This is a genomic window from Gordonia sp. CPCC 205333 (genome assembly GCF_048537885.1).
Classification (GTDB): Bacteria; Actinomycetota; Actinomycetes; order Mycobacteriales; family Mycobacteriaceae; genus Gordonia.
On record NZ_JBCLVI010000003.1, the window covers coordinates 938,403 to 952,019 of the forward strand.

Annotated in this window: 12 protein-coding genes; all 12 read right to left on the reverse strand. The window is 63.4% G+C overall.

Annotation, left to right across the window (positions count from 1 at the left end; translation table 11 throughout):
* Positions 1-73 precede the first annotated feature (73 nt).
* Complete coding sequence (xerD, locus tag AAFP29_RS14490) at positions 74-988, reverse strand: site-specific tyrosine recombinase XerD (protein ID WP_419218046.1); 915 nt, start codon at positions 986-988, stop codon at positions 74-76.
* A gap of 6 nt (positions 989-994) precedes the next feature.
* Positions 995-1,654, reverse strand: a complete 660-nt coding sequence (locus tag AAFP29_RS14495; protein WP_419218047.1) for an NUDIX domain-containing protein — start codon at positions 1,652-1,654, stop codon at positions 995-997.
* Complete coding sequence (locus AAFP29_RS14500) at positions 1,651-3,396, reverse strand: CTP synthase (protein WP_419218048.1); 1,746 nt, start codon at positions 3,394-3,396, stop codon at positions 1,651-1,653. The genes AAFP29_RS14495 and AAFP29_RS14500 overlap by 4 nt, the downstream gene beginning before the upstream one ends.
* A 141-nt stretch (positions 3,397-3,537) precedes the next feature.
* Positions 3,538-4,455 carry a copper transporter gene (locus tag AAFP29_RS14505; protein WP_419218049.1) on the reverse strand — a complete coding sequence of 306 codons (918 nt, stop codon included), beginning with the start codon at positions 4,453-4,455 and terminating at the stop codon, positions 3,538-3,540.
* A 1-nt stretch (position 4,456) separates the two neighbouring features.
* Positions 4,457-5,644 carry a putative cytokinetic ring protein SteA gene (gene steA, locus AAFP29_RS14510; protein WP_419218050.1) on the reverse strand — a complete coding sequence of 396 codons (1,188 nt, stop codon included), beginning with the start codon at positions 5,642-5,644 and terminating at the stop codon, positions 4,457-4,459.
* 114 nt (positions 5,645-5,758) lie between these two features.
* Complete coding sequence (locus tag AAFP29_RS14515) at positions 5,759-6,694, reverse strand: DUF2382 domain-containing protein (protein ID WP_419218051.1); 936 nt, start codon at positions 6,692-6,694, stop codon at positions 5,759-5,761.
* A gap of 81 nt (positions 6,695-6,775) precedes the next feature.
* Positions 6,776-7,231, reverse strand: a complete 456-nt coding sequence (locus AAFP29_RS14520) for a DUF2382 domain-containing protein (protein ID WP_419218052.1) — start codon at positions 7,229-7,231, stop codon at positions 6,776-6,778.
* The gene (gene recN, locus AAFP29_RS14525) at positions 7,228-9,117 is read right to left on the reverse strand and encodes a DNA repair protein RecN (RefSeq protein WP_419218053.1); all 1,890 of its coding nucleotides are present in this window, start codon (positions 9,115-9,117) and stop codon (positions 7,228-7,230) included. The genes AAFP29_RS14520 and recN overlap by 4 nt, the downstream gene beginning before the upstream one ends.
* Before the next feature lie 56 nt (positions 9,118-9,173).
* Complete coding sequence (locus AAFP29_RS14530) at positions 9,174-10,142, reverse strand: NAD kinase (RefSeq protein WP_419218054.1); 969 nt, start codon at positions 10,140-10,142, stop codon at positions 9,174-9,176.
* Positions 10,143-10,162: 20 nt separating this feature from the next.
* Entirely contained in the window at positions 10,163-11,005 is an 843-nt protein-coding gene (locus tag AAFP29_RS14535; RefSeq protein ID WP_419218055.1) for a TlyA family RNA methyltransferase, read from the reverse strand.
* The gene (locus tag AAFP29_RS14540) at positions 10,995-11,252 is read right to left on the reverse strand and encodes a hypothetical protein (RefSeq protein WP_419218056.1); all 258 of its coding nucleotides are present in this window, start codon (positions 11,250-11,252) and stop codon (positions 10,995-10,997) included. Before AAFP29_RS14540 ends, AAFP29_RS14535 begins: the two co-directional genes overlap by 11 nt.
* Positions 11,253-11,263: 11 nt before the next feature.
* Positions 11,264-13,444, reverse strand: a complete 2,181-nt coding sequence (locus AAFP29_RS14545) for an HAD-IIA family hydrolase (RefSeq protein ID WP_419218057.1) — start codon at positions 13,442-13,444, stop codon at positions 11,264-11,266.
* Positions 13,445-13,617: the final 173 nt, after the last annotated feature.

Here is a 13,617-nt window from a genome sequence, read left to right on the forward strand (position 1 = left end):
CGGGCAAACACACGTCAGACGATGGTCTTGCGTCCCATCAGCCACATCGTCAACTTCAACCCCAGGAGCAGGTTCATCGCGCTCGTGGATGCGCCACCGCGAAGACTTCGCGCATCGTGTTGACCGTCACCAATGTGTAGACCTGCGTCGTCGTCACCGACGCGTGGCCCAACAATTCTTGTACGACACGGACATCGGCCCCGCCGTCGAGAAGATGAGTGGCGAAACTGTGCCGCAGCGTGTGCGGCGACACGGTCTTGTCGATACCCGCACGGTGCGCGGCGTCGGACAAGGTCTGCCATGCCGATTGCCGAGACAGCCGTCCGCCGCGAACGTTCAGGAACAATGCCGGCGAACGTCCCTTCGCCAGCGTCGGTCGTCCGCGTACCTCATACGCGGTGACGGCGTCGATCGCGGGCCGACCGACTGGCACCAGACGTTCTTTTCCGCCCTTGCCGCGCAACAGAACTGAACGGTGCTCGGTATCCAGATCATCGACGTCGAGGTCAACCACTTCGGAGATCCGTGCCCCACACGAATACAGCAGTTCGAGCATCGCCCGGTCACGCAGACCGCGCGGTGTCTCCAGATCGCCTGCCGCGTCGAGGATCGCGGTCACCTCGTCAATCGAGAGCGCTTTGGGCAACCGTCGCGCAGGACGTGGCGGCGAAACCGCATGAGCGACGTCGACGGGAACTACATTCTCCAGGACGGCGAATTTGTGAAAACCCCTGACCGCCACCAGAGTTCGCGCGATGGAACTGTCGGCGAGCGGAGCCTGTTCACGGTCGGCATCACCACGCCGCAACTCGATCAGGAACTCGCGAACGTCCTCCTCGGTGACGGCCGATAGGTCCCCGATGCCGCGCCTGGTCAGATAGTCGGCATACCGAGACAGGTCGCGGGCATACGACGCCACCGTGTTGCGGGCCGCGCCCCGCTCGACCACCAGATGGTCGAGATAGCGTGACACCAGTCCGTCGACCATCGGCCGTCAGTTCCGCGAGTCCCGCCGACGAATGAACGCCGTCGGCTCATCGATCCACTCGGAGTCGTTGGGACGCAACAAAGTTGGATCGGCAATTGCCGCAACCGCGGCCAAGATCCCGGCGACCGCGGTGGCGTTGACGATCTCACCCGCACCGATCAACCTGGCCGCCGCGGCCAGATCGACCCACTCCAGGGCGAGGTCGGCTTCTTCGTCATGACGTTCCGCCTCGGGCAACGTACGCAGTCCGCGCGCGAGGTAGACACGCAACGACTCGTCGCAGAACCCAGGCGAGAGTACAAGATCGGCCAAGACGGCCCAGTCGTCGGCAGCGAGGTCGACTTCTTCGGCCAATTCCCGTTGTGCCGCAACGAGTGCCGATTCGTCGGGTCCGCCGTCAAGCAGGCCGGCCGGCAATTCGAGCAGTCGCCGACCCACCGGATGACGGTACTGCCGAATCAACGCGACCCGTCCGGCGTCGTCAACCGCGACGACGGCGACCGCCCCGAGATGCTCGACGACCTCGCGTTTAGCGGTCACACCGCCCGGCATCGCAACGTCATCGACGCGTAACGCGACGATAGCGCCGTCGTAGATCGTCTCCGACGATGCGACGTCGAAGTCGTGTGTGCCGGCCTCACCGGCGTTGTCATTCGATGAACTCAACTGGCGTCCTCGACGGCGCCGGATCCCTCCGGTTCGACTTCGGCGCCAGCATCGACCGGATGAATATCTACCGGAAGCCGCTCGGCCGCTTTGTATTTCAGTGCGGCGCCGATCAGCGACCGGAACAGCGGATGCGGGCGAGTCGGGCGGCTTTTGAGTTCCGGGTGTGCCTGCGTCGCGACCAGGAACGGATGTGTCGACTTCGGGTACTCGACGAATTCGACCAACCGGCCGTCAGGTGAGGTACCGGAGAACAGCAGTCCCGACTCGGCGATCTTGTCCCGATAGGCATTATTCACCTCGAAACGGTGGCGATGGCGTTCGGATACCTCGGTCGCACCGTAGGCGTCGGCGACCAACGAACCACGGGTCAGTGTCGCCGGATATGCGCCGAGGCGCATCGTGCCGCCGAGATCCGCTTCGCCTGCGACGACCTGTTCCTGATCGGCCATCGTCGAAATCACCGGATACTCGGTGTCCGGGTCGAATTCGGTCGAACTCGCACCGTCGAGTCCCGCTGTGCGGGCGGCCTCGATGACAACGCACTGCAATCCGAGGCAGAGTCCGAGAAGCGGGATACCACGTTGCCGCGCGTAGGCGATCGCACCGACTTTCCCTTCGATGCCGCGGATGCCGAAACCACCGGGAATCAGGATCGCATCGACGTCGCCGAGTGCGGCGCGCGCACCTTCGACGCTCTCGCAATCGTCCGAGGGCACCCATTTGATCTCGGTACGCGCCCGGTGTGCGAACCCACCCGCACGGATCGCTTCGGTCACCGACAAGTAGGCGTCGGGCAGATCGACGTATTTGCCGACGAGCGCGACGGTAACCGTCTCGCGCGGATCATGAACGCGCTCAAGCAGATCGCCCCACTCCGACCAATCAACGTCGCGGAATGGCAGACCCAGTTTGCGCACGACATAGGCGTCGAGGGCTTCCTGATGGAGCACCTTGGGAATGTCGTAGATCGACGGCGCGTCCGGCGTCGAGATAACGCCTTCCAGTTCGACGTCGCACATGAGCGCGATCTTCTGCTTAAGTCCCTCGGGAACGTCGCGGTCACAACGCAGGATCAGCGCGTCGGGCTGGATGCCGACGTTGCGCAGGGCTGCCACCGAATGCTGAGTCGGCTTAGTCTTCAGCTCACCCGACGGTGCGAGGTACGGCACCAGCGAGACATGTAGGAAGAAGATATTGTCGCGGCCCACATCGTGGTGGATCTGGCGCGCCGCCTCGATGAACGGAAGCGATTCGATGTCACCGACTGTCCCGCCGATCTCGGTGATCACCACATCGGGAGCGTTGCCGTCTGCGTCGGGCTCGCGCATCGCAAGGATCCGCGCCTTGAGTTCGTCGGTGATATGTGGGATGACTTGAACAGTCTCGCCAAGATATTCGCCGCGCCGTTCCTTCGCGATGACCGTCGAATAGACCTGTCCGGTGGTGACATTCGCCGACTGCGACAGATCGCGGTCGAGGAATCGCTCATAGTGCCCGACGTCGAGGTCGGTCTCGGCACCGTCCTCGGTGACGAATACTTCACCGTGCTGGAACGGATTCATCGTGCCGGGATCGACATTGAGATAGGGATCTAGTTTCTGCATGGTGACTCGCAAGCCGCGCGAAGTCAGCAGTTGTCCCAGACTGGAGGCAGTGAGCCCCTTACCGAGCGACGACGCGACGCCGCCGGTGACAAAGATGTGTTTGGTGCCATCTTGAGTGTGGCGAAGTGGTCGCAAAGCGTCTCCCGTTGGTTACCCATCAAGCCTTTGGGCTCAATTACCTACGGGACTCCACGGTAACACCTCGCGGCCGCACTTCGCGCAGCGACGCCATACTCGGCTGACGTGTCTCGCGTCTCACTCGACGCTCAGACCGAGTTATGCACCCGGCGTGATCGCCCGTGCTCCGGGTCCGGTGCCGTAAGCGCCGGGTTTGCCGCGCAGGTCGGTCGACAGTGCCAGGACCGTGGTGACGCGCCCCATCTGGACGTCAACGTTGTCGACCGTCGAAATCTCGTTACTCAACGACGGATCGGCGCGCACTACCGCGATCGGAGATCCGCCTTCGGCAGATCCGGTGCGCCCCACCAAGATTCCCGCTCCTGATCGTCGGGCCATCGCCGCCGCGAGATTCGCGGTCAACTGCCCCTGCGCCCCGGAGTCGGCACCGTAGGCGTCACCGGTGACTACGACGACAGCTTTGCCGCTGCCGACCGCGTTGTCGGTATAGGTGATGTAGCCGCCTTCGCGAAGCGCGGATAAGCCATTGACGACGTCGGTACGCGACGCCGCCGCCGTACCGGTCGCATTCAACGTGAGCGCGCCGAGGAGATCGCCCACCCGACCGCCGGAATCGGTCAACTCCGGACGCAGCGATCCGCCGGCCGGAATGGACTGGTCGATGATGGTGCGCAACTTCTCCGCCGACTGGTCCCGCAGCAATTCGTCGGTGAGCCCGATCTGGCCGGCGAACTTGGCACCGCCGGCGTTTAGCGCCTCTTTCACCGCGGCGACATCGCCGTCGGCGGCATTGGGTGCGGTCACCACGATCACCGACGACCCGTTAAGTTTGTCGGCAAGCAGTTGCGGTGAGACCGCCGAGACAAATCCGTTGCCCGCGTTGACCTGGGCGTTGAGCTTGTCGCGTTCGGACTCCAGATCGCCGATCCGGTCGCGCGATGTTCCGGTCGCCGAGTTGACCTTGTCACCGATGAAGCCGGATCCGAGGAAGAGCCCGATGGTGAGAGCGAGAAATATCGCCGCGATCGAAATCGCGTGTTGACGCAGACTGATCACGCTATCGATTCCATACGGTCTGAATCCAGGCGACGAACGAATTCCATTGGTCGACAATCCAATCGGAAATGTCAGCACCGCTCGACGACAACATCACCGCTGCGATGACAGCGACCAGCGCGGCAAGCACGACCAAAGCGATCGCGGCACCGGAGACCCGGCTGCGATAGAGCGTCGCGATGGCTGACGCATCGACCAGTTTGGGACCGACCTTGAGTCGCGTGAGGAAGGTTGACGGGTTGCTCTCCCGTCGGGACCGATCGAAGAAGTCGTCCAAGCCGCCGCCATAGCCGGCGGTGACGATCAGATCGGCACCATGATGGTCGGCCACGAGTAGCGCGAGATCGGCCGCCGAACCGGCTGCCGGGAAGGTCGTAGCACCGACGCCCAGATCCTGAATACGCTCCAGGCCCGGCGCGTGACCGTCCGGGTCAGCGGGCAGAATGACCTGCGCACCCGATTTGAGGGTGTCATTCGCGATTTCTTCGGGATCGCCGATGATGATCTGCGGCTTGTAGCCGGCCTTGACCAACGAATCGGCTCCACGACCAACACCGATCAGCGACGGCGAATACTCCTTGATAAACGAACGCAGCGATCGCAGTTCAGCGGCATGCGCTGCCCCGTCACCCACGATGACGACGTGTTTGCCTGCCAAGGAGGCGTCAACGTCAGGAACGCCGACGCCGTCGATCAGCAATGGCGACTCGCTGCGAATGAATTCGATGGTGTTGCCGGAGAAGGCTTCCAGATGGTCGACGAGTCCTGCCTTCGCGTCGATCATCATGTCGGCGATCTCACGCTCACCGAGTTCGGTGCCTTTGGCCAGTCGCCGTTCACCGATGTAGAGACGGTCATTGTCCACGCGCAGTTTTGCGCCGTCTTTGACTCGCTTGAACACGTCGGACCCGACGTCGTCGAGCAAGGTGATCCCCGATGCCGCGAGGACTTCCGGACCAAGATTCGGATACCGCCCGGAGATGGACGGCGAAGCGTTGACGACTGCCACGACATTCGCTTCGACCAGCGCATCGGCCGTCACCCGGTCGAGGTCAACCTCGTCGAGGATGGCGATATCGCCCGGTCCGACCCGTTCGACGAGGCGTTTGGTGTTCTTGTCGATCCTGGCGATACCGATGACACCAGGCAGTTCTTCGGTGGTACGGGCGAGCAAGGCAGGCATCTTCATGACGCCCATCTTCAACCCGCATACCCGCAACCGCGCGGAGGCGCGCCGTAACATTGGCCACTTTTGTCACATCAGTCACGGCGGCCCCGCGCTCTCCGAGGTGGGCGAAATGCCCTAGTCGGTGTCAGTCAGCCGCTTCGCGACGATCGGGTCGTAGACATCGCCATCGGGACGCGAAGCGTCATACGCCTCCTCGTTGACCTCGATCTCTTCGCGGCGGGTCTGACCAGTTACCCGCTGTGTGGTGGTCAGGCGCTCCTTGCCGACCTCGACCTGCCCGACGCGGCGGACACGCTTACCGACCTCGACCTCTTCACCTTTGAGCTCGATCTCGAAGACCCCCTCTTCGAAGGCGTACTCAACGTCGGCATCCTCGTCGAGGTCAACGCGGTTGACGGTGACCTTCTCGGTGAAGACGTCAACGTCGACGGCCTTGTCTTCGAGGAGCACCTTCTTGGCGACCTTCACCACACCGGTCGCGACCTGGCGCTTAGCCGCGATCAGATCCTCGGCGTGCAGATGGATGGTTTGGCCACCGGCGGTCGGCGTGCCGGTCGCCGCGGCCGGCACCGCCGAATCGGCGGGTGCATCCTCGGCAGGAGCGTCATCAGCGACGGGTTCGTCGGCCTGCGGTGCAGCGACTTCTTCGGGCGCGGGCTCGTCCACCGGCGCGGGTGCGTCGGTGGCCGGCGCGTCACTCGGTGTCGAGAGCAGGCCCACTGGCGCCGCCGCCTCGTTCTCGGCCGTCGCGGGCTCTGCCGCGACCGGCTCCGGGTCTGCGACAGTTACGGGCTCCGGAGCGGGCTCGGGCTCGCCGACCTTGTCGTAGTTTCCGGCCGAGATATCGGCGGCAGTCTTTTCCAGGCGAATGAAGTCGGGTTCGAATGCGGCGACGCCGCTCTCAGTCAGCAGCAGCTGCGTTCCCGCCGTGGTGACGTTGACGACAAGATCCTCACCAATCGTCGAATCCACCGTGCCCACTTCGGCGCCATCGCGGGACACCACGGGGGTTCCCACCTTGATGTCGTATCCGGCGAACGTCACAATCATCTCGTCGTTCCTCTCAGCGTTTGCGTTTGTCGCGTGGTCGTTGATTAGCCGAAGCGTCCGATGCGGTTATGCATCATTGCCTCAAACACTATCGTTGGATTCCTCGCCATGTTTCCCGGGTTTAGTGTTTACATCAATTTCGTCCACTACAACCCGTTCGCGACGAACTGTAACCGGAACTGAAACCGTATCGGTACCGCGCACCCGCCGAATGCGAACTTCTTCACGCACCACGAGTCGTTTGGTAACGATCAATTCTTCCTCGACCACCGGGACCACGTAGGTATCGCCGTCCCAGTAGGGCTGCGGGACACTGCTCACTTCTTGATCGGCGACAACGACCCGCGTCACCTCCGCACGCTCGCGCTCGACGTCGAATTCCAGGTCGGCCGATTCACTCTCGATCGTCTTGCGCACCTGGGCGACACCGGTGACGACTTCCTTCTTCTGCGTCGTCAAGAACTCCTCGTGTAGCCCGACGACGAGTACATCCGGGTCTGACTCTGACTCAGGTTCTGCCGGTGGTTCAAAAGTCATACAGTCGTTTCCTTCGCATTCGGTTCTTTCCGTACGCTTCGATACTGTTCGGCCGTAGACAACAACTCCTCCGCATGGGCCCGGCCAGTATCTGAGTCTCCGAGTCCGGCCAACATTCGAGCCAGTTCACCGATACGTTCCTCACGGGAAAGCGTACGCACGGTCGAAGTATGTCCGCCCGGCGAACGTTTTCCGCTCCCGCCGATATTCTTTCCGATGACGACATGATTGTCGGCGAATGCCGCCACCTGCGGCAGATGCGTCACCACGATCACTTGATGTTTGAGGGCCAGTCTGGCCAATCGCCGGCCGATCTCTACCGCCGCGGCGCCGCCGACCCCGGCGTCGACTTCGTCGAAAACCATGATCGACCCGCCCTCCGGTGCGGCCAGCACGACTTCGAGCGCCAACATCACGCGGGATAGTTCGCCACCCGATGCCGACCGCGCTATCGGTAGTGGTACCGCGTCGGCATGAGCCCGCAGTGAGAACTCGACGACGTCGACACCTTCCACTCCGGCGTGTGCGAGGACAGACCCCTCTGGCGCGGAGACCGACACCGTCGGCTCGTCGGAACCCGATTCCTCGCCCGATACATCGTTCGGGTTGTCGGCTTCAGCTGCCCCGGACGGCGTCCCGACAACGTCGTAACGCACGTCCACAACAAGCGCGGCGCCACCCATCGCAAGTCCCAACAGTTCCGCGCTAACCTTCTTGGCCAGCGATTTCGCCGCGGTTACCCGCTGATCATGCAATTTGGCGGCCGCGACGGCGACGTCGTCGCGCGCAGCCTCGACCGCGGCAGCCAGTTCGTCGATCGACTCGGCCGGATTGTCGATCTCCGCCAGCCGGGCGGTCGCTGTGGCATACCAGTCGATAACACCATCGACATCGGCGGCGTATTTGCGAGTCAGCGACCGCAATTCCGCCTGCCGATTCAATAGCTGGTCGAGTTCGCCGGCATCGGTCGGCAGATCCGACACGAACGCGGTCAACTCGTCGCCGATGTCGGTGACCACCGCGAGTGCTTCGGCGACTCGTGGCAACAAGCCGCGCAGTGTGTCATCGCCAGATGTCTCCAGGACCGTACGGACATGGCCGAGTCCCTCGATCACCGAACCGCCATCGGCGCTCACGTCACCGGCGACAGTGCGCTGAGCGTCGGCCGCTGCCGTACGGATGGTGTCCAGGTCGGAGAGCCGACGGATCGTCGCGACCAGTTCGATGTCCTCGCCGGGCTGCGGATCCACAGCGGCGATCTCGTCGACCGCGAATCGCAGCCGGTCCGTCTCCTGAGCGAGTTCGCGGGAGCTGGCGCGACGCCGGGCGAGGTCGCGCGACAGGTCAAGCCAGTTGGTTCGTGATTTCTGATAGGCCCGCACCGATTTCGCGACATTCTTTCCGGCGAATCGATCCAGCGCCGCCCGCTGCTGCGATCCCTTGAGTAATCGCAGTTGATCGTTCTGCCCGTGGATCGTCAGCAAGCGGCTGGTCATCCGGCCCATCAGGCCAACTGGCACCGACCTGCCACCGACATGTGCCCTGGATCGACCGTCGGCCGACACCGATCGCACGGCGATCACCGAATCATCGTCATCGACGTCGGCCCCCGCCGACTCCAGCAACTCAGCCAGTTCGGGATCAGCCGTCGTCTCGCCCTCGACCAGCGGATTGACCAACCGGAATCGGCCTTCAACAGTTGCCTTCTCATGCCCGACCCGCACCCGCGTCGGATCAGCCCGGGCACCGGAGAGCAGGTGCAGACTCGTCACCACCATCGTCTTACCGGCACCGGTCTCACCGGTCAGCACCGTAAAGCCGGGATGAAACTCGGCTGAAGCTTCCTCGATGACGCCGAGCCCTCGGATCGACAGTTCTTCGAGCACGTCAGACCTTCCCTTCTCAGTTTACCCCTTCTGGCACCGCGTCCTGTCCGATGCCGCTAGACCTTACGTCCGCGCCAGCCAGTCACTGGCAGATCGAATTTGGTGACGAGCCGGTCGGCGAACGGATCGGAATCGATCCGTACCCACTGGACCGGCCGCGACCCACGGCGAACCTCGACTCGGGCACCCGGCGGTACGTCGATCACCCGCCTTCCGTCGCAAAGCGCTACTGCCGCTCTGCCTTCTTGGTCGACTTCAACGGCGATCTTCGACCGGGGGCTGGTGACCATCGGTCGCGCGAACAGGGCATGAGCATTGCTCGGCACGATCAGGATCGCCTCCAGGTCGGGCCACATCACCGGTCCGCCCGCGGAGAAGGCATATGCCGTCGATCCGGTCGGCGTCGACACCAATAATCCGTCGGCGCCAAAGGCCGACACCGGGCGTCCATCGACCTCGGTCAACAGTTCGAGCACACCCTGATTCGTCTGATTCTGGATGGCCACTTCATTCAATGCCCAGGTTCGCACGACGGGCTCGTCGGACTGTGCCGGGTTGATCACCGCAACGTCCAGGGTCATCCGAGATTCGATCCGATAGTCCCTGGCGATGAGGAGAGTCATCACCTCTTCGACGCGATTGGCCTCGGCCTCGGCCAGAAATCCGATGCGGCCCAAGTTGATTCCGAGAACGGGAACCGACTCGGGATACGCCAGTTCGGCCGCACGAAGGAAGGTCCCGTCGCCGCCGAGCACGATTACCAGTTCACATCCGCGCGCCGACGCGGTGTCAACCTCGGTTACTTCAACGTCGACGCCGAGCGCGCGCAAGTGACTTGGGTCGACCGGATGACCGATGGGGTCATTATGTCCTGACGCCGCCCCGGTCTCGTGTTCCATCGTGTCGAAATCGACGATGCGTAATTTAACGTTCGCACCCGCGCAGGCGCGGGCTATCGCGTCGAGCGTGACCGACACCGCCTCGCGGCCGGTGTGTGCGACCACCAGGAACTCACGTGTGGGCACGAACCCATCTCCTCTCGACACTACTGCGGTCCTTGTTCAACAGCGGTGGTGATCATTGTCTCCGCTGACTCCGACAATCGCGCATCGAGGGCGGTCTTCGGCTCCGCGTCGCGCGCTTTGCGCAACCAGACGAAGTACTCGACATTGCCAGACGGGCCGGGCAGCGGGCTGGCGACGACGCCGTTGAGTTCAAGTCCCAACCGCATCGCATCAACGATGACGTCGCGTACCGCGCTGATACGCAATAGCGGGTCACGCACCACGCCGCCGGCACCGACCCGATCCTTACCGACTTCGAACTGAGGTTTCACCATCGGCAGCAGGTCGCCACCGACTGTCGTACACGCCGCCAACGCGGGCAGCACCAAACGCAGTGAGATGAAAGAGAGATCCGAAACGGTCAGATCCGCTTGTCCCCCAATGACTTCCGGAGTCAACGACCGCACATTCGTACGATCGTGCACGATCACTCGCGGATCATTGCGTAGTCGCCAGACCAGTTGGCCGTAGCCGACGTCGGCCGCAACCACTTCGCGGGCACCCTCGGTCAGCAAGACATCGGTGAATCCGCCGGTGGATGCGCCGGCGTCCAGACAACGCCTGCCCTCTACCCGCACTCCCCGCGGTTCAAACTCGGCGAGTGCGCCGATCAGTTTATGCGCACCGCGTGAGGCCCATCTGGGTTCAACCGCAGCTACGATCACCGGCGTATCCCTGGTGATGTTGGTGGCTGGCTTCGCGGCCAGGGTTCCGTTGACTTTGACCTCGCCCCGCTCGATGAGTTCCCGAGCATGCTCACGTGATCGAGCCAGTCCCCGTCGCACCAACTCGGCGTCGAGGCGCGCGCGGGGATTAGGTGGCACGGCCGACATCTTCGAGCGCGGACGACAACACCTGGTGGGCCTGCTCCAGGAGGATGGCCTGCCGGTCCAGTACTCCGAGGTCGATATTCGTACCTTCTGGATCGGTTATCCGTTGCTCGGCGCGCATCTCATCGAACTGGGTGATCAGTTCGTCTACCTGTCGGGTGACGACATCCGGCGACACCGTCGGCGCTGCATTGGCCTGGTGTTGTCCGGGTTTGGGCGGTCCAGGTACGGGAGATGTCATCGACATCTACGCTATCGCACGCCCAGTGTGTCCAGCAGCCCACGTACCCGCTCGTCCTCGGTGGCGATGGTCACCGCCAGCCCGTCTTCAGGAGCAGCGGCCAGATGCGCGTCGACCGCACTCCATATCGCCGCGGCCAGCGCTGGCAGCAATGCGGCATCGAGGGCATCCGGCGTCGCCGCAACGTCCACCCGGACTTCCCCCGTTCCGGTGCCCGCCGAAACGGTCCACCCGGGCTGGGCGCCAATTCGAGCGATGTCCGATGAGTCCAGCAGTCCCCGAAGGTCGTCCACCACGTAGGTAGGACGCTGCTCCGGAGCCGCAACCAGCAGGTCAGCGGCACCCGACACGCCCGTGAGCACCAACAGACTGTCCACTCCGACCGCCACCGCACCTTCTATATCGGTGTCGAGCCGGTCGCCAACCACCAATGGATGTTTCGACGCCGACCGCTCGATCGCGTCGGCCATCAACGGCGCGGCGGGTTTACCCGCGACGAGCGGTTGCTTGCCCGTCGCATTCTGGACGGCGGCCACCATCGACCCGTTACCAATCATCAATCCACGCTCGGACGGCAGCGTCGGATCAACATTGCAGGCCACCCACAGCGCGCCATTGTTGATCGCCAGAACTGCTTCGGACAGAATCGCCCAATCGGTCGTCGTCGAATGGCCCTGGATCACCGCATCCGGCCGATCGTCGGCGCTGCGAGTGACGCCGATACCGACTTCACGTACTTCCTGAGCGAGGCCGTCGGTACCGACGACCAATGCCCTCGACCCGGCAGGCAAATGCTGGGCGAGAAGTTTGGCACCCGCCTGGGCGCTGGTCACCACCTGCTCCGGCACGGCGTCAAAACCGAGCTCGGTCAAATGCGCTGCGACGTCGGGGGCGCGGCGGCTCGCGTTATTCGTCACGTAGTAGGACGGGACACCAACACTCGCCAGCGCGTCGACCGCACCTGGCAACGCCTCCGATCCAGCGAAGACTGTTCCGTCGAGATCAAGCAGGAGTGCGTCGTACTCACTGGCCAGAGAGATTTCGGGCGCAGCTACGGTCTCTTCGGCGCTCTGAGCGCCAGTCCGTGGTTCCGGGTCGGTTAGCGGTTCGACGGCGACCGGTTCCGCTTCGATGGTCGCTGACACCTCGGCTGTCGGATCCGCCACCGAGGCAACCTCCACGACAGATACCTCGGATACCGCTACTACCTCGTCCGCTGGCTCAGTTTCGACGTTGGGTTCCTTAATGGCTTCCCGATCAGCTTGTTCCGCGGTTACCACCTCGCCGCCTTCGACAGGTTCATCGCCCTGCGCCAATTCCACCAACCGCAATTCAGCGTCGGTGACATCGTCAATGTCGGCGGCAGCAGAATTCATGAACCACGTCGCGGCGTCGTCGCGACGCCCTGCCGCCAGCAATGCGGTCGCGTACGCGTAGAACAATCGTGCTGGGCCGTCACCGGTTTGACCAGGCTGCAAATTGGCGGCTTGCAGTGTCACGACTGCCTTATCTGGCTCACCCAAGTCCAGACGCGCCCCAGATTCGACGATAAGCATCTCTGCAGCTTCGTCGCCGGTAAGCGCACGTCCCTCTGCGCTGCGGGCCAGATCGATGGCGCGCTCGGGTCGTCCCAGGCCCCGCTCACTATCGGCGATCAGCGGCAATAACGCATTGCTGCCAGTCAGCCGACGCGCGGTCCGCAACTCACCGAGCGCCTCTTGCCACTCACCAGCGGTATACGCAGCGATTCCCACCGTCTCGCGGACAACGCCAACGCGTCCTGCGCGTTCCCGAGCAGCGCGTGCATGTGCGAGCGCCGCTCCGGGATCCTCACCAAGAAGGTTCATCACCATCACCAAATGCCGGGCGACAGTCTCGGCATTCGTCTTATCGAGACTCAGCAAGTCCCGCCGGACCTCTGGGTCGAGATCGGCCGCAGTCACGTCGTCGGGAATCGCCGGCTCATCGGCGCGCACAGTGCCTCGCGTGTTCTGTCCACGATCACGGCCACCTTCACGCGGACCGCCGCGACCAGTAGCGCCGGGCCTGCCACCCCGACCGCCGTCTCCGCGACCGCCGGCACTGCTGCGACCACGGTTGCCGTATCCGCTATCGCCCCGACCACCGGAACGGCCGTCGCGCGCGCCATTGCGGTTCGGTTCGCCGCGTCGATCCCTCGAACTGTCCGTCATCGCTAAACCAATCATCTCGATCAACCGGGGTGTGCCGGTGTGTGGTTCATATAGAAAATACCCCGTATCTGAACCGTGGTACGGCCCGGATACGGGGTATTTCAACGTTGTAGTTCGGCGGTGTCCTACTCTCCCACACTGGTTAGGGTGCAGTACCATTGGCGCTGGAGGGC

Excerpts from the sequence above, each read along its gene's own strand:
- AAFP29_RS14520 (WP_419218052.1), bottom strand. The coding sequence starts at position 7,231 with ATGACTTTTGAACCACCGGCAGAACCTGAGTCAGAGTCAGACCCGGAT.
- steA (WP_419218050.1), bottom strand. The coding sequence starts at position 5,644 with ATGAAGATGCCTGCCTTGCTCGCCCGTACCACCGAAGAACTGCCTGGT.
- AAFP29_RS14515 (WP_419218051.1), bottom strand. The coding sequence starts at position 6,694 with ATGATTGTGACGTTCGCCGGATACGACATCAAGGTGGGAACCCCCGTG.
- xerD (WP_419218046.1), bottom strand. The coding sequence starts at position 988 with ATGGTCGACGGACTGGTGTCACGCTATCTCGACCATCTGGTGGTCGAG.
- AAFP29_RS14540 (WP_419218056.1), bottom strand. The coding sequence starts at position 11,252 with ATGACATCTCCCGTACCTGGACCGCCCAAACCCGGACAACACCAGGCC.
- AAFP29_RS14545 (WP_419218057.1), bottom strand. The coding sequence starts at position 13,444 with ATGACGGACAGTTCGAGGGATCGACGCGGCGAACCGAACCGCAATGGC.